The 24,205-nt window shown below is 72.6% G+C and carries 12 protein-coding genes; all 12 read left to right on the top strand.

What is annotated here, in order from left to right:
- Positions 1-70 precede the first annotated feature (70 nt).
- Positions 71-6,085: an Ig-like domain-containing protein gene (locus ACFWGN_RS06605; protein ID WP_377616188.1), complete on the top strand. Its 6,015-nt coding sequence runs from the start codon at positions 71-73 to the stop codon at positions 6,083-6,085.
- Positions 6,086-6,143: 58 nt separating this feature from the next.
- Positions 6,144-7,118 carry a MoxR family ATPase gene (locus ACFWGN_RS06600; RefSeq protein WP_191804585.1) on the top strand — a complete coding sequence of 325 codons (975 nt, stop codon included), beginning with the start codon at positions 6,144-6,146 and terminating at the stop codon, positions 7,116-7,118.
- 4 nt (positions 7,119-7,122) lie between these two features.
- Positions 7,123-8,583: a DUF58 domain-containing protein gene (locus ACFWGN_RS06595; protein WP_377616187.1), complete on the top strand. Its 1,461-nt coding sequence runs from the start codon at positions 7,123-7,125 to the stop codon at positions 8,581-8,583.
- Positions 8,583-11,090: a transglutaminase family protein gene (locus tag ACFWGN_RS06590; RefSeq protein WP_377616186.1), complete on the top strand. Its 2,508-nt coding sequence runs from the start codon at positions 8,583-8,585 to the stop codon at positions 11,088-11,090. Before ACFWGN_RS06595 ends, ACFWGN_RS06590 begins: the two co-directional genes overlap by 1 nt.
- Positions 11,090-12,787, top strand: coding sequence for an RDD family protein (locus ACFWGN_RS06585; protein ID WP_377616185.1), 1,698 nt, complete (start codon positions 11,090-11,092; stop codon positions 12,785-12,787). The genes ACFWGN_RS06590 and ACFWGN_RS06585 overlap by 1 nt, the downstream gene beginning before the upstream one ends.
- On the top strand, positions 12,784-13,626 hold the full coding sequence (locus ACFWGN_RS06580) for a PP2C family protein-serine/threonine phosphatase (RefSeq protein ID WP_377616183.1): 843 nt from the start codon (positions 12,784-12,786) through the stop codon (positions 13,624-13,626). The genes ACFWGN_RS06585 and ACFWGN_RS06580 overlap by 4 nt, the downstream gene beginning before the upstream one ends.
- On the top strand, positions 13,623-15,530 hold the full coding sequence (locus tag ACFWGN_RS06575; protein ID WP_377616182.1) for an FHA domain-containing protein: 1,908 nt from the start codon (positions 13,623-13,625) through the stop codon (positions 15,528-15,530). The genes ACFWGN_RS06580 and ACFWGN_RS06575 overlap by 4 nt, the downstream gene beginning before the upstream one ends.
- Positions 15,527-17,326 (top strand): protein kinase, encoded by a 1,800-nt coding sequence (locus ACFWGN_RS06570; protein ID WP_377616181.1) that lies wholly within the window; start codon positions 15,527-15,529, stop codon positions 17,324-17,326. Before ACFWGN_RS06575 ends, ACFWGN_RS06570 begins: the two co-directional genes overlap by 4 nt.
- Entirely contained in the window at positions 17,323-18,015 is a 693-nt protein-coding gene (locus ACFWGN_RS06565) for a hypothetical protein (protein WP_191804597.1), read from the top strand. Before ACFWGN_RS06570 ends, ACFWGN_RS06565 begins: the two co-directional genes overlap by 4 nt.
- Positions 18,016-18,079: 64 nt before the next feature.
- Positions 18,080-22,531 (top strand): FtsK/SpoIIIE domain-containing protein, encoded by a 4,452-nt coding sequence (locus tag ACFWGN_RS06560; protein ID WP_377616179.1) that lies wholly within the window; start codon positions 18,080-18,082, stop codon positions 22,529-22,531.
- Between the two features lie 119 nt (positions 22,532-22,650).
- Positions 22,651-22,923, top strand: a complete 273-nt coding sequence (locus ACFWGN_RS06555) for a WXG100 family type VII secretion target (protein WP_191804601.1) — start codon at positions 22,651-22,653, stop codon at positions 22,921-22,923.
- A gap of 132 nt (positions 22,924-23,055) precedes the next feature.
- Positions 23,056-24,180: a WXG100 family type VII secretion target gene (locus ACFWGN_RS06550; RefSeq protein WP_377616178.1), complete on the top strand. Its 1,125-nt coding sequence runs from the start codon at positions 23,056-23,058 to the stop codon at positions 24,178-24,180.
- Positions 24,181-24,205: the final 25 nt, after the last annotated feature.

The raw sequence follows: 24,205 nt of genomic DNA, 5'->3' as shown, positions 1-24,205 counted from the left end.
ACTCAGCATCCTCGGAGGATCTGTGACCTTCCTTTCCCGTCTGTACGACAGGCGTCGCTCCGTCGCATCCGTGAGCACGGTGTCCATCTTCTCGACCGCGCTGGTCGCCTTCGCGATCACGTACGACGGTCAAGCCACGGCAGACGTGGAGCTCAACGACTCCGGCGTGTGGGTGACCCGCACGTCGGGTGGCGCGCTGGGGCGGTTCAACTTCGAGTCCCAGGCACTGGACGGGTCGCTGCTGGCCTCGTCGGCCTCGTTCGACGTCCTGCAGAACGCGGGCAAGGTGCTGCTCGTCGACGACGGCGCAGGTTCCGTGAGCCCCGTCGACGTGGCGCGGCTCAAGCTCGACGGGACGGTCCGTCCGCCGACGGGCGCTGAGGTCGCCCTGGGAGGTTCCACGGTGGCCGTCCTCGACGACGAGGAGGGCCTGCTGTGGGTGGTCCCGTTCGCGGGGGTCGCGTCGTTCGACGCGGAGAACCTCGAGCCGACCGCCGAGGTCGGCGGTGAGGGCGTCGTCCAGGTCGCCCAGGACGGCACGGTGTTCGTCGTCGTCCCGGCCACGGGTGAGCTGACCAAGGTCACGACGACGGCGACCGGGACGGTCGAGGAGGTCACCACGTCCACGGTGCCGGTCGGCAAGGGCGACGAGGTCGAGCTCACGACCGTGGGGTCGCAGCCGGTCGTGCTCAACCGCACGCAGTCTCAGCTGGTTCTTCCGGGGGGCAAGACGCTGGCGCTCGAAGGGGCGTCGGACGGACGCCTGCAGCAGCCGGGGGCCAAGACGCCGGACGTCGCGGTCGCGACGAGCACAGGCCTGGTCCTGGCGCCCCTCGACGGTGGCGACGCGGTGACGCGCGCGGCGTCGGGCCTGCCGGCGGCGCCCGTGCAGCTGGGTGGATGCACGTACGGCGCGTGGTCGCAGTCGGGTCAGGTCATCCGTGACTGTGCGGGGACCGACCTGGACATCGACAAGCGGCTCGACGGGGTGGATCCCCAGAACCGCCTGGAGTACCGGGTCAACCGCAAGGCGATCGTGCTCAACGACCTGTCGGCGGGCACGCTGTGGATGGCGGCCGACGAGTACGAGAAGGTCGACGACTGGGAGCTGGTGCTCCCCGAGCAGGCCGAGGGCGAGGAGTCCGAGGCGGACCTGAGCACCCCGGAGCAGGTCGACCAGTTCGTGCTCGACCGTTCCCAGCCCAACCAGCCGCCGCTGCCGGTCGACGACACGTTCGGGGTGCGCCCCGGGCGCACGACCCTGCTGCCCGTGCTGGGCAACGACGTCGACCCCGACGGGGACGTCATGACCGCGACCCTCGCCGGCGAGGGGCCGCACGGCGCGCAGGTGCAGACGGTGCTGGGTGGTGCGGCGCTCCAGGCCGTCGTCCCGGCGGACGCAGAAGCGGGGACGTCCTCGTTCCGGTACTCGGTGTCCGACGGTCGTGGCGGGGTTGCCGAGGCCGGTGTCGAGCTGAAGGTCTCGCCGTGGGGCGAGAACGCCGCGCCCGAGCAGACGGGGGAGCCGGTGCTGGTCGTCGAGTCCGGCAAGACTGCCGAGATCAAGGTCCTGCCGTTCTTCCGTGACCCGGACGGCGACGACCTGTACCTCGCGGCGGCGTCGGTCACGTCGGCCGGCGACGAGGTGCGTTCGCGCCCGGACGGCACGGTCGAGTTCCGTGACGGCGGCGGGTCGACGGGCCGCAAGATCGTCAAGATCATGGTGGCCGACGGTCAGGGCGAGGTCTTCGAGGGCGTGCTGAACGTGGACGTGTCGGGGGCCGGGCAGCTCGCGCCGGTCGCGGTCGCGGACCACGTGGTCGTGCCGGCGGGGCAGCCCGTGACGGTCGAGCCGTTGCTGAACGACTACGACGCCAACGGTGACGAGCTGCGTCTGGTGGCGGTCTCCGAGTCCGCACCCGCGCAGATCACCTCCAACTTCGATGCGGGTACGTTCCAGTTCTTCTCCAACGAGCCGCGGTCCTACGACCTGACGTACCAGGTCTCGGACGGTCCCAACGCGACGACGGGGCTGGTGCGCGTCGACGTGCTGCCGGCCTCGGCCGCCGAGGGGCCGCCCATCGTGGTCTCCGACACCGCGCTGCTTCCCTCGGGGGGCAAGACGCTCGTGGACGTGCTGGCCAACGACACCGATCCTGCGGGCGGGGTGCTCGTGGTGCAGTCGGTCAACGTGCCGGAGAACGCGGGGGTCTCGGTCGCGGTGCTGGCGCACCAGATGCTGCGGATCACCGAGATCCGCCGGCTGGACGCGCCCGTGACGATCGAGTACACGGTCTCCAACGGGACACAGACCACGACCGGGCAGGTGCGGGTCATCCCGGTCCCGGCCCCCGTCAAGCTCCAGCCGCCGAACGCGGCCGCGGACGAGGCGACCGTCAGGGTGGGCGACGTGGTCACCATCCCCGTGCTCAAGAACGACACGCACCCCGACGGCCTGGAGCTCTTCCTGCAGGACGAGCTCGAGCAGGGCGTGGCCCCCGAGCAGGGCGAGATCTTCGCGTCCGAGGGGCAGCTGCGGTTCAAGGCCGGTCCCGAGGCCGGCACGGCCTACGCGATCTACCGGGTCCGGGACAAGAACGGCCAGGAGGACTCGGCCCAGGTCACGATCCACATCCGGGACGGTGAGGAGAACTCGGCGCCCCAGCCGCTGCCCGTGCAGATGCGCGTGCTGTCCGGGGCCAGCGTGCGGGTCGCGGTGCCGTTGGACGGGATCGACCCGGACGGCGACTCGGTCCAGCTGACCGGGATCGCGTCCTCACCGACCAAGGGGACCGCGAAGGTCGAGGACGGCTACCTCGTCTACGTGGCGTCGAAGGACGCGACCGGGTCGGACACGTTCACGTACTCGGTCCAGGACGCGCGCGGCGAGATCGCCGTGGGCACGGTCCAGGTCGGGATCTCCCGGCCGCCGGCAGCGAACCAGCCGCCTGTCGCGATCGACGACGTGGTCACGGTCCGCCCCGACCGCACGGTCTCGGTGGCCGCGCTCGCGAACGACACCGACCCCGACGGCGACCAGATCGCGTTGCGCCCTGCGGGCCTGGAGGCTCCGAAGGAGCTCGACGCCCAGGTCGTGCAGGACCGGGTGGTCCTGACGAGCCCTGCCGAGGCGGGTTCGACATCGTTCTACTACGGGATCGAGGACGCGTTCGGCGCTCGGGCCGCGGCCTCGATCACCGTGAACGTCGACCAGGACGCCCCCTTGCTCGCGCCGATCGCGCGCGACGACACGGTCCCGATGGACTCGATCCTGGGCAAGACGAGCGTCAAGGTCGCGGTCCTGGACAACGACGACGACCCCGACGGCGCAGCGTCCGAGCTCACGGTTACGACCGAGACCCTCGGTGCCACGGTGTCCGCGGACGGCGTCCTGACCGTGCCGCTGACCGAGGAGCGACAGGTCCTGACCTACACGGTCACCGACGTGGACGGCCTCACGTCCCGGGCGTTCGTCAAGGTCCCAGGCCTGACCGAGCAGATCCCGCAGCTGCGCCCGGGGATCGCGCCGCTCGAGGTCCACGCGGGTGAGGCTCTGCCCGTGGACATCACCGACTACGTCCTGGTCCTGGAAGGGCGCACCCCGCGCTTGACCGAGGAGTCGAAGGTCTCGGCGCTCGAGGGAACGGTCGCCGTGACCGACGCCACGAACGTGGTCTACACCCCCCGGGTGGACTACGCCGGGCCCTCAGCCCTGTCGTTCGAGGTCACCGACGGCTCGGGACCGGACGACCCCGAGGGCCACAAGGCCCTGCTCACGCTGCCCGTCCTCGTCCTGGCGCCCAAGAACCTTCCCCCGGTCCTGTCGGCGTCGAACGTCGACGTCGCGGCCGGTGACGAGGCGACCGTGGACCTGGCCCGGTTCGTCGAGGACCCCGACGGGGACCCCGTGACGTTCACCGCGGGTGCGGCCCCGGCCGGGATCTCGGTCGCGGTCAGCGGTACCACCGCGACGGTCCAGGCCACCCCCGAGATCGCCAAGGGCACCGTGCTGAACGTCCCGATCTCGGCGACCGACGGCGAGCACCCACCCGTCGAAGGGATCCTCGCGGTCAAGGTCGTGGCCTCGACCCGCCCGTTGGCCAAGGCCAACGAGGACACCGTCGACAAGGCCCACCAGGGCAAGGACGTCCCGGTCAAGGTGCTGGCCAACGACTCGAACCCCTTCCCCGAGACCCCGCTCAAGGTCGTCGACGCCCTGGTCGAGACCGGCAACGGCTCGGCGACGGTCTCCGGCGACCAGGTCGTGGTGACCCCGGACAAGACGTTCGTCGGGGTCATGGTCGTGCGCTACCGCATCCAGGACGCCACGAACGACCCCGACCGCCAGGTCGAGGGACGCATCCAGGTGACCGTCCAGGGACGCCCGGAGACCCCGGCCAAGCCCACGGTCGAAGAGGTCCGCTCCAAGACGGTCGTGCTGACGTGGGACCCGCCCGTCAACAACGGTGCCGAGATCACGGGGTACACCGTCAAGTCGACCAACGGCTACACCAAGGCGTGCGCGACCACCACCTGCACGCTGGACGGCCTGACGAACAACGTCATCTACAACTTCACCGTCGTGGCGACCAACGAGGTCGGTGACTCCGACCCGTCCGCACCCTCCGAGGATGCACGACCCGACGAGAAGCCCGACCGCCCGGCACCGCCGACCCTCGAGTTCGGCGACAAGTCGATCAAGCTCACCTGGGTCAACGCGACGTACACGGACCGTTCCCCGATCGAATGCGTCAACATCCGCATCTCGGGACCCGGCGGAGGAACGGACCGCGCCTGCGTGACCGGCACCTCGTACGAGTGGACCGGACTGCAGAACGGCGGCTCCTACACCTTCGAGATCCAGGCCAAGAACGCCGCCCCCGACTCGTCCGAGTGGTCCGGGGCCTCGGCACCCGAGATCCCGGCAGGACGGCCTGCGGCTCCGGCGAAGCCGGGGGCGACGCGTACGTCGCTCGGTGCCTCGTCGCAGATGAAGGTCGTGTGGTCGGCGCCGGCGGACAACGGCGGTCCGATCACGGGCTACACGGTCGAGGCGCTGCGTGGGGGGGCCGTGGTCTCCTCGACCAAGGTCGCCACGACGACGGCGACCATGAGCGTGCCTGCCGACAGCACCGACTACACATTCCGGGTCAAGGCGCACAACAAGGCCTCGGACAAGTTCGGCGAGGCCGACTTCAGCCCTGAGTCCAACCCGCAGCGTGCGTTCGCCGCCCCCGGTGCGGTGACGGGCCTGACCGCCAAGGCCACGGGAGCCAACGGGACGGTCCAGCTCGCGTTCGCCAACGTGACGGCCGCCGGGGCGCGTGACGGCGAGATCGGCTACGAGTGGAGCCAGAACGGCAGCTCGGGCTGGGCCGCTCTGGGAGCGAACAAGGTCGTCAGCGGACTGAACAACGGGACGGGCTACGACTTCTACGTCCGTGCGGTGGTCAAGGCCGACGGCGGACGGGGGGACGGTCCGGCCTCGAACAAGGCCACCGCGAACCCGTACGGTCCCATCCCGGCGCCCAGCGTGAACGCCTCGGGAGGGAACCAGACCGTCGGCTTCAGCTGGAGCACCTCGGGCAACGGGCGCACCTACACGACCACGGTCACGGGGGCCGTCTCGAGCGGAGCCGCGAGCGGGAGCGTCAACGTCGCGGCGGGCTACTCCGACCGCAAGGAGATCTGTGTCACGGTCAAGGACACCGAGGGGCAGACCGCCTCGAAGTGCGCGGCTGCGACCTCGGACGCCAAGCCGGCCCGTGACATCTGGACCGAGCGGGGCAGCCGGGTGAGCAACAACGACTGCAACGACCCCGCGTGCGCCTACCTCGTGCTCCGCATCCGCAACGCGGAGCCCAACACGTCGTTCAGCACGCAGTGCTGGTCGAGCTACGGCGGGAACCACTGGTTCAGCCCCTCGAGCGGCGGGTTCTCCAGCACCGCGCTCAACGGCGCGTCGCAGCGGACCGACGCGAACGGCAACTGGGACGGCACCATGTGGTGCTTCCACGGGAACGCCGGGACGACGATCTGGGTCAAGACGAACGTCTGGGGCGACTCCAGAGCAGCGATCTGGTGACGCCCCGCAGGACCCGCGCCCTACCTTCAGCACGACCGAGACCACGAGGAACCTCCCGATGACCACCATGACCCCCGAGCAGGCCGCCTGGTTCGCTCAGACCTTCGACCGTCTGGTCACCAACGTGGGCCAGGCCGTGCTGGGCAAGTCGCACGTCGTGCGCCTGGTCCTCACGTGCATGCTCTCCGAGGGCCACATCCTCCTCGAGGACGCGCCCGGCACGGGCAAGACCTCCCTGGCCCGCGCGCTGGCTGCGAGCGTCCAGGGCACGCAGAACCGCATCCAGTTCACGCCGGACCTGCTGCCCTCCGACGTCACGGGCGTGACGATCTACGACCAGAAGACCGCGAAGTTCGAGTTCCACCAGGGCCCGATCTTCGCGTCGATCGTCCTCGCGGACGAGATCAACCGTGCCTCGCCCAAGACGCAGTCCGCGCTCCTGGAGGTCATGGAGGAGGGGCAGATCACGGTCGACGGCGTGACCCACTCGGTGGGCCGGCCGTTCATGGTCATCGCGACCCAGAACCCGATCGAGCAGGCGGGCACCTACCGCCTGCCCGAGGCGCAGCTCGACCGCTTCCTCATGAAGACCTCGCTCGGGTACCCCGACCACGCGGCCACGGTCGAGATCCTGCAGGGGGCCTCGGTGCGTGACCGCAGCGCGACCCTGCAGGCGCTCATCACCACGCAGGCCGTCGCCGAGATGGCCGACCTCGCCGCGGGTGTCCACGTCGACGGCGCCGTGCTCGAGTACATCTCGCGCCTCGCCGAGGAGACCCGCAACGCGGCCGAGTGCCGCGTCGGGGTCTCGGTGCGCGGGGCGCTCGCCCTCGTCCGGTGCGCCAAGGTGTGGGCTGCGGCGCACGGTCGCAACTACGTCCTGCCGGACGACATCAAGGAGCTCGCACAGCCCGCCTGGGCGCACCGGCTCGTGCTCGACCCCGAGGCAGAGTTCGCGGGGGCGACCAACGAGGGGGTGCTCGCGCGCCTCCTGGCCGACGTCGCGGCACCGCAGGAACGCCGGTCGGCCTGACCTGATGACCACGACCGAGACCTCCGTCGCCGCGGGCGGCGCTCCAGACCCTGCTCCCGGGCGCACGCCCCAGGGCGCCCCGAGCACCCAGGGCACCACGGGTACGCCCGGCGCCCCCGAGTCCCCTGGGACCCCGTCCGGAGCCCCCCGGAGCGCCCGGGCTCCCTGGAGCCGCCCGGCCCGCCCGACCACGGGCAGGGCCGCGCCCGCGCGCCCGGGGCGCGCGACGCCGTCGGGCAGGGGGAGCGGGCTGGCGGCACGCCTGCGCGGGCTGCTCGCCCCTGTGACGACACCTGTCGCGACGGCGCTCGCCCCTGTGGTCTCGGTCGTGAGCCCGTTCGGGTGGGCGGTCCTGGTCGGGACCGTCGCGGCGTGGTGGGCCGGCCTGCTGTTCTCGTGGGTCGAGCTGATCGTGGTCGCGGTCGTCCTGACGGTCGCGCTCCTCGCCGCCGTCGCGTTCGTGCGCGGGACGTTCAAGTACACGGTCGACCTGGACCTCGGGCAGCAGCGCGTCACGGTCGGTGACCGCGCGGTCGGCCGGCTCGAGGTGAGCAACCAGTCGCCCCGCCCCCTGCTGCCCGCCGTGATGGAGCTGCCCGTGGGTGCGGGCGTGGCCTCGTTCCCCGTCCCGCGTCTGCGCACCGGAGCTAGCCACGAGGAGATCTTCACGATCCCGACGCACCGCCGCTCGGTCATCCCCGTGGGCCCCGTGCGCTCGGTCCGCGCCGACCCGCTGGGGCTGCTGCGCCGTGAGGTCGTCTGGACCGACCCCGAGGAGCTGTTCGTCCACCCGCGCACCAAGAACCTGTCGGGCTCCTCGACGGGCTTCCTGCGCGACCTCGAAGGCCGCGTGACCCAGGACATCTCCAACTCGGACGTGTCGTTCCACGCGCTGCGCGACTACGTCCCGGGCGACGACCGCCGCCACATCCACTGGAAGACGACGGCCCGCACGGGCCAGCTCATGGTCCGCCAGTTCGAGGAGACGCGGCGATCGCACCTCGCGGTGATCCTGTCCACGCGCACCGAGGACTACGGCCACCCCGACGAGTTCGAGCTCGCGGTCAGCTCGTGCGGTTCGCTCGGGCTCCAGGCCATCAAGGAGGACCGTGGCCTCACGGTCCTCGTCAACGACGGCAGCCTGCGCGGTGACAACCGCGTGCGGCTCCTCGACGACCTCGCACGCGTCGAGACCCGCGAGCTGCGCACGAGCCTCGTCGACGTCGCGCGCGTCGCGACCGCGAGCGTCACGGACGCCTCGGTCGTCGCGCTCGTGGTCGGCAGCTCGGTCACACCCACGGAGCTGCGCGCGGCCTCGGCCCGCCTGCCGCAGGACGTCCGGGTCATGGCGATCCAGTGCGTCCCGGGCGCCAAGGTCAGCCGCCACCGGATCGCCGAGCTCGTCGTGCTCACCATCGGGGAGCTGGGCGACCTTCCCCTCGCGCTGCGGAGGCTGAACGACTGATGTCCCAGAACGACACCCGGGGGCGGACGCCCGGCCCCGGCGCCCCCGCCTGGCCCGGCATGCCCACGGGCCACACCACGGGCTCGACAGCGACCGGCACCCGCTCGAACGGGACGACGTCCCGGGCCCCGCGCGGCACGCGGTCTCCGCGGGCGCTCACGGGCTCGGGCGCCCTCGACACGCTCGCCCTCGTCGTGATGCTCGGCGCGGCGATCGTCGGGTTCGGCCCTGCGTGGGGCTCGACCGCGTACCTCCTGCCCGCCGTCGGCGGCATGGTCCTGGGGCTCGGCGTCGCATGGCTCGGCGCCTGGCGCCGCTGGGGCACCCTCGGCGTCGCCGCCGCCGCAGTCCTCGTCTACGTGCTGCTCGGTGGTCCGTTCGCTCTGCCGGGCACCACGGTCGCCGGCGTCCTGCCGACCCTCGACACGTTCCGCGGCCTCCTCCTCGGTGCGGTCACGGGCTGGAAGGAGATCGTCACCTCGGTCCCGCCGCTCCAGTCGTTCCCGGAGCTCGGGGTCGTGCCGTTCCTCCTCCTCTTCGTGACGGCGCTCGTCGCGGGCACGCTCGCGTGGCGGGTCCGGGACGCCCAGTGGGCTCTCGTCCCGGTCACCCTGACCTTCGTCGCGGTGATCCTCCTGGGCACGGTCGTGCCCGCGCTGCCCGTGGCCCAGGGCCTGGTCCTGGTCGTCGTGGGCCTCCTGTGGGGCGCGTGGCGCGCGACCGAGGCGCGGCTCGGAGAGCACCAGGTCACGACGGAGGCGAGCCTCGCGGCGACCCGACGCCTGCGCTGGCACCGTGCCCGTGGCGGCGCCGCGATGCTCGCGCTGGGCGGTGTCGCGGCGGTGCTCCTGGCCCCCGTGCTCACCCCGGACACCGAGCGCGTGGTCCTGCGCGAGAACGTCGTCCCGCCGCTCGACCTGCACGAGTACGTCAGCCCGCTCGCGTCGTTCCGCAAGTACGCCAAGGAGATGACCGAGGACGAGCTGTTCACGGTCGAGGGCCTCCCCGCGGGTGCCCGTGTCCGTCTCGCGACGCTCGACGCGTACAACGGTGTCGTGTACGACGTCTCGAGCGGTGGGTCCGGGTCCGGGTCGGGGGTCTTCACCCGTGCCGGCGACCAGATCGCCACGGTCGCCAAGGGCACGCCGACCGACCTCACGGTCACGATCGGCGACTACCGGGGCGTGTGGGTGCCCGACGTCGGGTCGCTCGCCGGGATCGACTACCAGGGCGAGCGGGCCGAGGACCTGGGCTCGACCACCTACTACAACTCGACCACGGCGACCGGGGTCGTGACGGCAGGGCTGCGTCCGGGGGACTCGTTCCGCCTCGACGCGATCGTCGCGCCTGCGCCGTCGGCCGAGGACCTGCAGTCCTCGCGCATCCTCGACGAGAAGCTGCCGCGCTCGATCAACGTCCCCGACTCCGTCGCGGGCAAGGCCGCGCAGTTCATGGCCGAGGAGACGGACCCCGTCGTCCAGCTCGAGAACCTCAAGACCGGTCTCGTCGCGAGCGGCATCTTCTCGAGCGGTCTCGAGACGCAGCTCCCCTCGCGCCCCGGGCACTCGGCAGAGCGCATCGACACGCTGCTCGCCGACGACGAGATGGTCGGCGACGACGAGCAGTTCGCGGTCGCGCTCGCCCTCATGGCGCAGTCCGCGGGGATCCCGGCGCGCGTCGTCATGGGCTTCTACCCGCCCGAGACCTGGGAGGAGGGCACGCCGTTCGTCGCCACGGGCGCCGACGTCCACGCCTGGGTCGAGGTGCCGTTCGAGGGCTACGGGTGGGTGCCGGTCGACGCCATCCCGGAGGAGGACAACAAGATCGAGCCCGAGCCCAAGAGCGACCAGGTGCCCAAGCCCCCGGTCCTCGAGGACCCGGAGCCGCCCGAGGAGCCTGCGGACGCCGAGGCCGGCACGGTCGACGACGAGGAGAAGAAGGACGACGCCGAGTCGTCCGGGTTCGACTGGGGTCAGGCGGCGCTCGTCGCGGTCGCGGTCGCGGTGCCGTTGATCCTGCTCGCGCTCCCGCTGCTCCTGATCGTGGCCCTCAAGTCGCGGCGGCGGAAGCGACGGCGCGAGGCCGAGCGGCCCGTCGACCGGATCAGCGGTGGCTGGCGCGAGGTGCTCGACGCCGCCACGGACCTGGGTGCGCCCGTCGCGGGGGGTGCGACGCGCCGGGAGGGCGCGGGCGTCCTGTCCGAGTCGTTCCCCGCAGCTGCTGCACCGACGGTCACGCTCGCTCGGACGGCCGACGCCCAGGTGTTCGGGACCGGCGACCCGAGCCCGCAGGAGATCGAGTCGTTCTGGACCGAGGTCGACGCGGTGCTGACCGGGATGCGGTCCACCCTGCCGCGAGGGCAGCGACTTCGCGCCGCGGTGTCGCTACGATCCCTGCGGGGCGCGCGGAGGTCCTGGCTCCCGGCCAGGTTCCGCCCCTCTCGACAGCCCGTCCGGCCGGCGCGCACGCCGGCGCCGGGTCCGGTCACGAAGCCAGGAGACGAGTGATGTCCGAGACGACGACCTGCAGCGCCTGCGGAACGACGCAGGCCGCAGGGTCCGCGTTCTGCGCTGTCTGCGGGACCAGGTTCCCGCGCACCGGCAGCCCGTACGGGGTGGGGCCCGCGCAGGCGCCCGCGCCGGACCCTGTGTCGGAGCCCGTCCTCGGGGTCACGACCGAGCGCGAGGTCGCGGCCATGACCCAGCGTGCGCACGGCTTCCCCGTGGGTCTCGGACAGCACGGTGGGCCTGCGTTCGCAGGCGCGCCGGGCGCGCCGTCCGCGACGCCCGCGGACGGCGCACGCGTCGCCGGCGTCGGCCGTCGGTTCGTCGCGTTCCTCGTGGACTGCGCCGTGATCGGTGTGGTGGCCGGAGGCGTTGCGCTCGGCGGGCTGAACGCGATCGGTGTCCCGCTCACGGGAGGCACGATCGTGACGACGCAGGCCCAGGCGGAGGAGCTGTTCGGGCAGGTGACGCTCGTGTGGGCCGTGACCGGTGCGCTGGCGCTCGTCTACTGGCTCGGCGTCTGGTTCTGGGAGGGGCGCACGGGTCGGACGATCGGCAACCTCCTCCTGGGGCTGCGCACCGTCCGGGTCGAGGACCGCTCGCCCGTGGGCTTCGGCCGTGCCGCGCTGCGCTGGATCGTGGTCGGGCTCGGGGCGATCGCGTGCGGTGTCGGAGAGTTCCTCGTGGTGCTCTCGCCGGCCTTCGACAAGTCCGGCCTGGGGCAGGGCTGGCAGGACAAGGCGGCCAGGACCGTGGTCCTCGACGTCCGGACGGTGGCGCCGTCCGCGGCCGGGGGGCCGACCGCCCCCACGGGGCCGTTCGCGGCGATGCCCCCGACGGGCGCCTCCGCGCCGCCGCCCGCCGGGTACGGGGCTCCGACCGCCACGCCGGTCCAGTACTCGCCGACCCCGCCTGCGGGCTACGCGGCGCCGGTCGCGCCCGGGTATCCCGGTGCCCCGCAGCAGGCTCCGGTCGCGCCCGACCCGTGGGCGTTCAGCGCGGCTCCGGCGCCCCAGGCGGGCGCTCAGGACGGCCTGATCACGGGAGTCCCGGGAGCACCGGGCGCCTCGGTGCCCGGGGGAGCCCCTGCCCAGGTGGCGCCTTCCGCTCCCGCGGAGGCTCCGTCGTCGGGCGGGGCACTTCCAGGCCCGACGCCGCAGCCTCCCGCGCCCGGTGCCGCGCCTTCCGCCTCGCCCCAGCAGGCGCCTGCCGGTCCGGTCGCGCCCGATGTGCTGGCCGGACCCGCTGCGCTGGCCGGACCCGCTGTGCCGGTCGCGCCCGTGGCGACCACCACGGCCGCCGACGAGGACCCCGACTGGGACAGCACCCGGTTCAGCGTGGCCGACGTCCGCCGGGACTCCCCGGCCGGGTTCGTGCTCTCGCTCGAGTCGGGTCGTCGGGTCACCGTGACGGGATCGGCGCTGATCGGTCGCAACCCGCAGGCGGCCGGTGAGGGCCCCGTGGTCCTGGTCGCGGTCGAGGACCCGACCCGCTCGGTCTCCAAGACCCACGCCGAGATGGGGGTCGACGCCGGCGGAATCTGGCTCGTCGACCGCGGGTCGACCAACGGGACCGTCCTGACCCGACCCGGCAGCGCCCCCCAGGTGCTCGAGGCGGGTGTCCGCGTCGCCGTGACCGTGGGCGCCGTGGTCCAGGTCGGTGACCGCCGTCTCACGGTGCACCCGGGTGGTGCCGCGTGAGCGCGAGCACGACCGGGGTGCACCTCGCCTGGGGTGCGAGCTCCCACCGCGGTGCCCGCCGGCTCCTCAACGAGGACCGCTTCCTCGCGGACCGGTCGGTCTTCTTCGTGGCCGACGGCATGGGAGGCCATGACGCGGGCGAGGTCGCGAGCGCCGCGGCGATCGACGCCCTGCGCCCTCTCGGCGCTCTCGGCACCGTCGGGCCCGAGGACGTCCGTGCACGGTTGGGCGTCGCCCAGGACGACGTGCGGGCGATCAGCACGGAGCCTGGCCGGGGGGCCGGGACGACCGTGACGGGGGTCGTCGTGGCCGAGCAGGACGGCATCCCGTACTGGCTCGTGGTGAACATCGGCGACTCGCGGACGTACCGGATGTCCCACGGCGTCCTCGAGCAGCTCAGCGTCGACCACTCGGAGGTCCAGGAGATGGTGGACGCGGGCATGCTCACCGCGATCCAAGCGCTCACGCACCCACGGCGTCACGTCGTGACGCGAGCCGTCGGGGCTGCGCTCCCGCCCGAACCGGACTTCTGCTGGATCCCCATCGAGGCGAGGGACCGCATGCTGGTCTGCTCCGACGGCCTGACGGGTGAGCTGTCGGACGAGCGGATCGCCGAGATCCTCCTGGCCCAGCCGGACCCTCAGTGCGCAGCCGACCTGCTGGTCAACGAGGCCATCGTGGCCGGAGGCCGGGATAACATCACCGTGGTCGTCGTCGACGCGACCGGGGCGTGGCAGGACTCCGACGACGGGTCCACGACCCCCCGGGACGCCCTGGGCTACACGGACGAGGACACCTTGCCGCGCGAGATCCACTTTCAGATGGGGGACAGGTCGTGAGACTGCGCTACGACACGGGGAGCGCGTTCGGGTTCGTGCGCGGAGGCGCGATCGTCGTCCTGCCCGACGGCGCGACGGGCGAGCTCGTCCGCGCTCTGTGGGAACGCCTCGATGCCTCCGACGACGCGGAGACCGAGGTCATCGAGGTCATCCAGCTGTTGACGGTCGTCCTGGGCGCGACGCTGCGCACCATGCCGTCGTTCGCGGTCGCAGTGGTCTCCGGGCAGCGGGTCCAGGTCGCGGTGCGCGGCGAGGTCTCGGTCACCCTGCGCACCCCCACCGAGAGGGTCCACGTGGACGGGGACGACGTGTCGACGTGGTCCGAACGCACCGTGGAGGGAGTCGAGGCGGTCTCGGTGCAGCTCGGCGTCGACCCGCTGGCGGACCTCGAGGCCGTGGTGGGGCAGGTCGCCCTCGTCGGGCTGCCCTTGCGGGAGGGCGTCGTGCTGGCGTCCAGGATCGTGCGGGACCTCGTGGAGGTTCCGGCGGCTTCGGTCGCCGAGCCCTCGACGGCGCAGCTCCCCGAGGCCGCCGACGCTCCGGTGCGCGTCCCCGCGCTCCCGTCGCTCGACGCGCTCACCTGGGGACCCCCGGCCGCTGCACCTGCCGCCGAGCCGGCGCAGACCAGCGCGGTGGTCACGGGCCCGACCGCCCTGCCCGACGGCCCGGCGGACGCTCTCGATCATGGCCAGGACGAGGCGTCCGAGGAGACGATCGCCCCGGAGGCCACGGTCGCCCCGGAGGCCACGGTCGCCCCGGAGGCCACGATCGTCCCGGACCTCGAGGGACCTGCCCCGACGGACGGCGCCGGGGTGGGCGTCGACCTCGTGCCCGCGCCGCCGTCCGAGACGGAGAGCGAGGCCGAGACGGGCTACGGCCACCTCTGGGAGTCGACCGTCCTGCGGACGGTCGAGGAAGCAGCGATCAGGGTGGACGAGGACGGGCACGAGGAGAGCGAGGGCAGCCCTGCGGCCCCCGCCCCGCTCGTCGCCCCCGCCCCGCTCGTCGCCCCCGCCCCGCTCGTCGCCCCCGCCCCGCTCGTCGCCCCCGCCCCGCTCGTCGCCCCGGCACCAGGGTCGGCGACGGACTCCGGTCCGTCCTCGGACGACGAGCCGGAGGCCGGCATGATCGCCGGTGTGCCGCGCGAGTGGACGGGGTCGACCCCGGCGGCCGCGGCCCGCGCCTTCGACGTCGACGTCGCGCACGAACCGAGCCTCGCCGTGCAGGCCCCGAGCCTCGCGACAGAGGCCGACGACCATGACGGCCACACGGTCTTCTCGTCGGTCATCGCGGACCTCCGTGCGCAGGTCGGCGGCGCAGGACCGTCCTCGGCCGTCACCCCGCCGCCGGTTCCCGGGGCTCCTCCCGCGCCCCCGGCTCCCGTGCTGCCTCCTGCGCCGCCGGCCGCGGTCGGGCCGACCTTCTCGCCGCCGCCCGCTCCCGGGGCGCAGCAGATCCTCGCGCGCGTGTGCCGCGAGGACCACGCCAACCCCGCGTCGCGCGACACGTGCGGTCGCTGCGGAGCTCCGCTCGACGGTGACGCGCACCTGGTCACGCGCCCGTCGCTCGGCCGCTTCACGCTGTCCAACGGTCAGGTCGTCGAGCTCGACCGTCCCGTGGTCCTGGGGCGCAGGCCCCGGACCACGCGCGCGCAGAGCAACGACCTGCCCCGGCTCGTGGCCGTCCCCAGCCCTGAGCAGGACATCTCGCGCTCGCACGTCGAGATCCAGCTCGAGGGCTGGCACGTCCTGGTGTGCGACCTCAACACGACCAACGGCACCACGGTCCTGCGCCCCGGTCAGCCGCCACGCCGCCTGCACCCCGGTGAGCCCATGATGGTCGCGTCCCAGGACGTCGTCGACGTCGGCGACGGCGTGACGTTCGTCTTCGAAGGACTGCTATGAGCTCCAAGCGCGCCCCGTCGCCGCCGCCCCTGATCGACGGGTACGAGTACGTCTCGGTCGTCGGCTCCGGCGGCTTCTCCGACGTCTTCCTGTACCAGCAGCAGCGTCCGCGGCGTCGCGTCGCGATCAAGGTCCTGCTGCACGAGTGGTCGAGCGAGTCCCAGCGCGCGGCGTTCGACGTCGAGGCCGACCTCATGGCGACGCTGTCGACCCACCCGTCGATCGTGACGATGTACGAGGCGAGCGTCGCGTCCGACGGACGGCCCTACCTCGCGATGGAGTACTGCTCGCGGCCCAACCTCGGCGCGCGCTACCGGACCGAGCGGCTCAGCGTGGCCGAGGTCCTGCGGATCGCCGTCCAGATCGCCGGCGCGGTCGAGACCGCGCACCGGGCCGGGATCCTGCACCGCGACATCAAGCCTGCGAACATCCTGGTGACCGAGTACGGGCACCCGGCGCTCACGGACTTCGGTATCTCCTCGACGCTCGACGACGCGTCCCGGGCCGAGGGCATGTCCATCCCGTGGTCGCCCCCCGAGTCGTTCGCCGAGAACCCGTGGGCGGGCAAGGAGACCGACGTCTGGGCGCTGGCCGCCACGACCTACACCCTGCTGGCCGGGCGCGCGCCGTTCGAGCTTCCCGGCGGGTCCAACTCGAGCGCGAGCCTCATCACCCGCATCGAGTCGACGCCGCTGCTGCCCACGGGACGCACCGACGTCCCGGCCTCGCTCGAGCGGGTGCTCGGCACGGCGATGGCCAAGAACCCCGCGTCGCGCTACCCGAGCATGCTCGCGTTCGCGCGTGCGCTCCAGCAGGTCCAGAACGAGCTGTCGTACGCCGTCACCCCGATCGACGTCCTCGACGACTCGGGCCTCACGCAGGAGGACGAGCCCGACGACGACGGCGGCACGCGGCTGCGCGCGATCGTCTCGATCGACCCTCGGGGAGTCCCGGGCGGAACGTCCGGCTCGCACCCGTCGGGCGGCCGGACCACGACGAACGGGACGACCCCCGTCTACCGGCAGGACCCGTCGCAGCTTCCGTACGCCCCCGTGACCTCGAGCGGGCGTGCGCAGCTCGCGACCGGGACGCAGTCCGCGGGCCAGTACGGCACCCCGGTGGGTTCGGTCGCGGCACCGCAGGCGCCGGCGCAGCCCACCTCCTACCAGCAGGCGCCCGCGCTCCCGACCCACGTGCCGCCGTCGGGCGGGGGGTTCGTCCCGCAGCGGCCCGCGCCGAGCGGCGCCAGACAGCACACGGGGGCCTGGGGTCCGCCCGTGGACGACACGGTGCACCGCGTCGGCGTCGAGGCCCCCCTGGACCCCGGGCCGTCCGCGGCCCCCGCGCCCAGGCGGCAGGTCTGGCCGCTCCTGGTCGCCGCAGGTGTCCTGGTGCTCGTGGTGGTCGGGATCTTCGTCCTCCTCAACCCGCCCGGTGGCGGCTCGGCGGACGCGGACGACCGGCCGAGCGCCGAGGACACCGATGCGGCCGATGCGGGCGATCTCCCGAACGACAACCTGGGCGACATCGTGCACCCCGTCACGACCGTGACGTCCGGGTACGTGGACGACCTGGGGCAGGTGGCCTTCAAGATCGAGTACCCCGAGGGGTGGCAGGAGGGCGACATGTTCTCGATCCGTCGGGTCGAGGACCCGACGGCCGACGAGAAGCCCGAGGAGGTGCCCTTCAACGTGGTGAGGTACGACGCCGCCAAGGGCGAGAAGGTCTGCATCGAGATCACGGTCAAGCGCGACGGAAGACCGTCCAAGCCCTTCACGAAGTGCGAGCCGGAATGAGCGACCTCGCGATCGAGTTCTGCGGCGAGTGGTTCCGCCCCGTGCCCGGGGAGGAGTTCGACATCGGGCGCGACGGCGACCTCGAGATCGAGGACAACCCCTACCTGCACCGACGCTTCCTGCGGATCACGCACGAGAACGGGATCTGGTGGCTCGCGAACGTGGGCTCGCTCATCTCCGCGACCATCTGCGACGCGGGCGGGGGAGTGCAGTCCTGGCTGTCGCCGGGCAACAGGCTCCCGCTCGTCTTCGCCTCGACCTCGATCGTCTTCACCGCGGGCCCCACGACCTACGAGGTCATGGTCCAGCTCGCGGGCGCCCCGTACCAGGAGATCCGCTCGGAGGAGCCTGCCGACGGCGCGACCACGATCGGCATGACGAGCTTCACGGTCAGCCAGAAGCAGCTCATGGTCGCGCTCGCCGAGCCCATGCTCCGTCGGGACGGGACAGGACTCTCGGAGATCCCGACCTCGGCGGACGCCGCGCGTCGGCTCGGATGGGCCACGACGCGGTTCAACCGCAAGCTCGACAACGTGTGCGACAAGCTCGACCGGATCGGCGTCAAGGGCCTCCGTGGAGGTCCGGGCGCGCTCGCCACGAACCGGCGCGCTCGCCTCGTCGAGTACGCGGTCGCGTCGCGGCTCGTGACCTCCGACGACCTCTCCCTGCTCGACCTGCCGAGCGACTGACCACCGGGACACGTTCCCCCCGACCGTCCCGGCGCCCGCGCCGGTCTGACCGAGGACCTCTCCTGTGCGCATCAAGCTGACCCTGCACCGCCCGGACTCGACCCTGACCAACGTCGCGGTCACGGCCGACGCCACGGCGACCGTGCGCGACATCGCCGAGGCGCTCTACTCGGGCGACCCCGTGCGCGCCGGTGCGGTCGCCCCGGACCGGCTCACGCTCCAGGTCGACGACGCGTCGAGCGCGTCCCAGGGCCGGGTCCTGTCCCCGACGAGCGACCTGATCGAGGCGGGGCTGCGGTCCGGGGCGACGGTCTCGATCGTCCGCGTCTCGGAGCAGTTCGAGGCCCCCGGTCAGGACCGGGGTCCGGCCGCCGCCGTGCTGCGCGTGCTCTCGGGCCCGGACGCGGGCAGGGAGTTCCCGCTGCCCGTGGGCACGAGCTATCTCGGTCGTGACCGTGACATGGACGTCCGGCTCGACGACCCGCTCGTGTCCAAGCGGCACGCGCGGCTGACCGTCGGGGAGTCCATCGAGATCGTCGACACCAACTCGGCCAACGGCCTGGTCATGGGCGGCGAGCGCATGGCGCGTGCGACCCTCACCTCGGCCGACACGGTGGACGTCGGCGGCTCGGTCGTCGCGGTCGTGGCGCTGCAGCGCAGCGGCAGCCTCGCCCCGACGAGCCCGATCGTCGAGTTCAACCGGTCCCCGCGCGTCGTGGCCCGCTTCCCCGAGCGGACGCTCAAGGCCCCCAAGCCGCCACAGCCCCTCCAGCCTGCGCGCTTCCCGTGGCTGGCCATGGCTGCTCCGCTGGTCATGGGTGTCGTGCTCTGGATGGTCCGCAAGGACTTCATGTCGGTCGTCTTCATCGCGCTGAGCCCCATCCTGATGATCGGCAACTACGTCGACCAGAAGGTCCAGGCCAAGCGACGGTTCAAGGCGCAGGTCGAGCAGTTCACGGTCTCGGTCGCGGCCATGCGCGAGACCATCGAGCGGACCCATGCGGTCGAGCGTGCCGTGCGGCTCGCCGAGACGCCGTCGGTCGCCGACACGGTGGACGCCGTACGACGACTCGGCGCCCTGCTCTGGACCCACCGGCCCGAGCACCAGGCCTTCCTGAGCGTGCGGATCGGCCTCGGACGAGGGGTCTCTCGCGTCCAGCTCGACGACCTGGGCAACAACGACACGCTGCCGGTCTACTGGCAGGAGCTCGAGAAGCTGCAGGCCGAGTGCTCCCACATCGACGGCGTGCCCGTGGTCGCGCACCTGCGGTCGAGCGGTGGTCTGGGCATCACGGGGCCCGCCGGGACGGTCGACGGCGTGGGGCGCGGGATCCTGGTCCAGCTCGTCGCGCTCCACTCTCCCGCCGAGCTCGTCGTCGCCGCGCTCACGTCGCCCCGGTCGCGGGTCGACTGGGAGTGGCTCGAGTGGCTGCCCCACACGGGCTCGCCGCACAGCCCCCTCGCCGGTGACCACCTCGCGGACAACCCCGGCGCCGGTGCGTCGCTCCTGTCGCGGCTCGAGGACCTGGTCGAGTCGCGCGGCGCGGACCTGGGCGAGCGCGCCCGGGACCGTGGCGGCGTCGACCCTGCCAAGGAGCTCGACGACCTCGAGGCGCCGGTGCTGCCGACCGTCGTCGTGCTCGTCGAGGACGATGCCCCCGTGGACCGGTCCCGCATGACCCGTCTCGCAGAGCGAGGCGCGGACGTGGGGGTGCACGTCGTGTGGATCGCCCCGACCGTGGAGCAGCTGCCCGCCGCGTGCCGCACGTTCGTCCTGACGGGCGAGGGGGGAGCGACGTCGGGCGAGGTCCGCGTCGGACGCCTCACCTTCCCCGTGACGTGCGAGCAGGTGGACCTCGCGACCGCGCACGAGCTGGCGCGCGCTCTGGCCCCCGTGGTCGACGTCGGCGCACCGATCGACGACGACTCGGACCTCCCGCGCTCGGTGTCGTTCGTGTCGCTCGCGGGCCAGACGCTCCTGAGCGACCCCGACGCCCTGGTCGAGCGCTGGCGCGAGAACCACTCGTTGACCGTGCGCGACGGGTCGCCGCCCGTGCGCCGCAAGTCCGACGCGACCCTGCACGCCCTCGTCGGGCACTCGGGCACCGAGCCGCTCCACCTCGACCTGCGCACCCAGGGCCCGCACGCGCTCGTCGGCGGGACCACGGGCGCCGGCAAGTCCGAGTTCCTCCAGTCGTGGGTGCTGGGCATGGCCGCCGCGCACAGCCCCGACCGGGTCACGTTCCTGTTCGTCGACTACAAGGGCGGGGCGGCGTTCGCGGACTGCGTGAACCTGCCGCACACCGTGGGCCTCGTGACCGACCTCTCGCCCCACCTGGTGCGTCGGGCGCTCACGTCGCTGCGGGCCGAGCTGCGGTACCGCGAGCACCTGCTCAACCGGAAGAAGGCCAAGGACCTCGTCTCGCTCGAGCGCACGGGCGACCCCGAGGCACCGCCGAGCCTGCTGATCGTCGTCGACGAGTTCGCGGCCCTGGTCAACGAGGTCCCGGAGTTCGTCGACGGCGTCGTCGACGTCGCCCAGCGCGGGCGCTCGCTCGGGCTGCACCTCATCCTCGCGACCCAGCGACCAGCGGGGGTCATCAAGGACAACCTGCGGGCCAACACGAACCTCCGTGTCGCGCTGCGCATGGCCGACGAGGCCGACTCGACCGACATCCTGGGCATCCCGCTCGCAGCGCACTTCGACCCGTCGATCCCGGGTCGAGGCGCGGTCAAGACCGGGCCCGGGCGCATCACCCCGTTCCAGACGGGGTACGCGGGCGGGTGGACGACCGACCGGCCCCAGCGTCCTCGGCTCGACGTCGAGGAGATGTCCTTCGGGACGGGCACCTCGTGGGAGATCCCGGCCCCCGACGTCGAGGAGGTCACCGACCCAGGCCCGAACGACATCGCCCGGGCCGTGGCGACGATCGCGCGCGCGGCCCAGGGCGCGGCCGTCCCGGCCCCTCGCAAGCCGTGGCTCGACGAGCTCGCCCGGACCTACGACCTGGCGCTCCTGCCCAACCCGCGCACCGACGAGCTGCTCCTCCTGGGCGTCGTCGACGACCCGGCGTCGCAGAAGCAGCCGACCGTCTTCTACGAGCCCGACCGCGACGGGAACATGGCGATCTTCGGCACCGGCGGCTCGGGCAAGAGCGCCACCCTGCGGTCGATCGCGGTCTCGGCCGCGATCACGGCCCGTGGCGGCCCGGTCCAGGTCTACGCGATCGACTGCGGGGCCAGCGGCCTGCGGATGCTCGAGGACCTGCCGCACGTCGGCGCTGTCATCGCGGGCGACGACGCCGAGCGTGTGACCCGCGTCCTGCGGATGCTGCGCGGCATCGTGGACGACCGCTCGGTGCGGTACGCGGCCGTGCGCGCAGGCACGATCGGGGAGTACCGGTCCCTGGCCGGTGCCCCGCAGGAACCCCGCATCCTGCTCCTCGTCGACGGGATCGGCGCGTTCCGCGACGAGTACGACCTCAAGGCCACGCCGTGGTTCCCCGTGTGGGCCGCCTTCTCCCAGCTCGCGACCGACGGGCGTCAGGTGGGCGTGCACGTGATCATCACCGGGGACCGGCCGAGCGCCGTGCCCACCTCGCTGGGCAGCACGATCCAGCGCCGGCTCGTGCTGCGCCTCGCGAACCCCGACGACTACCTGATGGTCGGGGTGCCTCGCGACGTCCTGACCCCGGCCTCGCCGCCCGGTCGGGGCGTCCTCGCGGGCAACGAGGTCCAGGTCGCCGTCCTGGGCGGGGACGCCAACGTCTCGATCCAGTCTCGCGAGATCAGCAGGTTGCGCGACGCGATGGTGCGCAACGGGGTCCCGCAGGCTCCGTCGATCGAGAAGCTCCCCGACTCGATCCCGCTCTCGTCGCTGCCCGCGTCGGTGGGCGGCGCGCCGGTCATCGGTCTCGACGACCTCGACATCGCCCCGGTCACGTTGCCCGAGCGCGGCACGTTCCTGCTGGGCGGCCCGCCCGTCGGCGGCCGGACGACCGCGCTCGTGACGATCGCCCAGGCGGTCCGGCGCGCGCGTCCCGGGACACGGATCGTGTACTTCTCGCCCCGCCCGACGCCCATCTCGGCGCTGCCCGTGTGGGACACCGCCGCGACGAGCCCCGAGGAGATCGTCCCCGTCGTCGAGTCGATCAAGGCGCAGGCCGAGGGAGGACAGCTCGGCCGTGGTGACCTCGTCCTGGTGGTCGAGAACCTCACCGAGCTCACGGGCACGCCCGCGGAGTCCGTCCTCGACAAGCTCGTCCAGGTCCTCGTCCGGACCGACCAGCTCGTGGTCGGCGAGTCCGAGAGCTCGACGTGGAGCCAGGCGTGGACCTTGGCGAAGCCGTTCAAGGCGGGCCGGAGCGGGCTGATCCTGACTCCCGGGGACACCGACGGAGACATCCTCCTCGGCACGTCGCTGGGGCGGATCCGTCGCGCGGAGTTCCCGGCCGGACGAGGATTCCTCGTCGTGTCCGGGCGCTCGCGGAAGGTGCAGATCGCCCTTCCGGAGTAGCCCTTCACCCATGGGGAGCTGTCCCCATGTACGAGGGAAGAACGACATGGTTGAGTACTCCGTGTCGAGAACATGACGAGGTCGCCCGCAGGGGGTGGCCCTGAAAGAAGGAGCAGCACATGAGCAACTACTGGGGCCTCAACGTCGAGCAGGTCAAGCAGCTCTCGACCGAGCTCATCCAGGCCGCCTCGGACGTCGACGCCATCAAGTCGAAGCTCACGGGCAAGCTGGACTCCGTCGAGTGGAACGGTCCGGACGCCACCGCGTTCCGCTCGGACTGGTCGGGTCAGCACGTGACGGCACTCCAGACCGTCATCACGGCGCTCAACGAGGCCGGCGCCAAGGCGCAGGCGAACGCGCTCGCGCAGGAGGCCACCTCCAACGCTTCCTGATCCTCGAGGACGCGCGACGAAGGGGCAGACGAGAGGGCGCAGGATCTTCGGGTCCTGTGCCTCTCGTCTGCCCCTTCGGCACGTCGCCCACCTTCCCCGGGGCTGATGCCCGACGACGCGAGATGAGAACCTGTGACTTTCTACGGTGCCGACGTCACGGCGCTCCGGACGCTCGGCAAGAGCTTCGACGAGGCGTCCGGGGACCTCGACGCGTTGCAGACGAAGATCTCGCAGCGGCTGGGCGCCGTGGACTGGAAGGGTCCCGACGCCGAGCAGTTCCGTGACCTGTGGTCCTCGCGGTGCGCCGCGGTGCTCACCACGACGCGCGACGCGCTGCGTGAGGCGGGCGCCGCGCTCGTGCGCAACGCCGACGACCAGGAGGCCACGAGCGACGACGACGGGTCCGGCGGGACGGCCTGGGGAGGTGGCACGCCGGGCGCGGGCGGCTCTGGCGGGGGGACGGTGATCGGTCCCGCGGGCCCGACCGTGCCAGGGTCCCCGTGGTGGTTGCACGGCTCGACGGGAGGTGCGGCCGGAGAGAAGGTCGACGACAGCGGGGTGTTCGACCCGCACCGGACGTATCAACCCACGTACGAGCTGTCCACGCTCGACGGTGAACGGGTGGACGGCCCTCTGCTCGACGACAGGCGCCCTGTCGATGCCAAGGCACACCTCGCCAGCGCGAACGTGTCCGGAGTGCTTGGCGTCCAGGGAGAGATGGACGGGTCGTTCGGCGAGTCGAGCGGCTTCCACGGTGACGGGTCGTTGGCCGGCTGGGCCGGAGCGCGGGCCGATGCCGGGGCGGGCGGGTACGTCGGCGCCGACGGCCTGGCGGTCGAGGGGCAGGCCGGGGTAGCCGTCGGGGCGGGCGGCAAGGCCGAGGGAGCCCTGGGCTACGGCATCTTCGCGGGGAACGCCGGCGCAGAGGCCTTTGCGGGCGCGCGCGCCGGCGTCGACGCCGCGGCGTCGGTCGGGCCCGACGGCCTGGGGGTCGCCGTCGGTGCCGAGGCGTTCGCCGGTGCCGAGGCCAAGGTCGAGGCCTCTGTGGGGATCGAGGGTGCGCAGGTCGGCGCCGAGGCGACCGGCTACGCGGGGATCGGCGTGCGGGCCAACGTGGACGTCAGAGCGGGCTGGGAGCACACGGAGATCGACATCGACCTCGGTGTCGCGCTCGGCCTCGGCGGCGGCGTTGGGCTGAAGGTCGACCTCGAGCCCAAGAAGCTCGTCGAGGGTCTGACCGACCTCCTGCCCTGGTGACCTGCTCGCCTCGCGGGCGACGGGA

Origin of the sequence: Oerskovia sp. NPDC060338 (assembly GCF_042726295.1) — a bacterium.
GTDB lineage: Bacteria > Actinomycetota > Actinomycetes > Actinomycetales > Cellulomonadaceae > Oerskovia > Oerskovia merdavium.
This window is presented reverse-complemented; position numbering and strand designations above follow the sequence as displayed.

What these genes read in the sequence shown, in the direction of transcription:
- ACFWGN_RS06590 (WP_377616186.1), top strand. Translation starts at nt 8,583, where the DNA reads ATGTCCCAGAACGACACCCGGGGGCGGACGCCCGGCCCCGGCGCCCCC.
- ACFWGN_RS06565 (WP_191804597.1), top strand. Translation starts at nt 17,323, where the DNA reads ATGAGCGACCTCGCGATCGAGTTCTGCGGCGAGTGGTTCCGCCCCGTG.
- ACFWGN_RS06585 (WP_377616185.1), top strand. Translation starts at nt 11,090, where the DNA reads ATGTCCGAGACGACGACCTGCAGCGCCTGCGGAACGACGCAGGCCGCA.
- ACFWGN_RS06595 (WP_377616187.1), top strand. Translation starts at nt 7,123, where the DNA reads ATGACCACGACCGAGACCTCCGTCGCCGCGGGCGGCGCTCCAGACCCT.
- ACFWGN_RS06570 (WP_377616181.1), top strand. Translation starts at nt 15,527, where the DNA reads ATGAGCTCCAAGCGCGCCCCGTCGCCGCCGCCCCTGATCGACGGGTAC.
- ACFWGN_RS06555 (WP_191804601.1), top strand. Translation starts at nt 22,651, where the DNA reads ATGAGCAACTACTGGGGCCTCAACGTCGAGCAGGTCAAGCAGCTCTCG.
- ACFWGN_RS06600 (WP_191804585.1), top strand. Translation starts at nt 6,144, where the DNA reads ATGACCACCATGACCCCCGAGCAGGCCGCCTGGTTCGCTCAGACCTTC.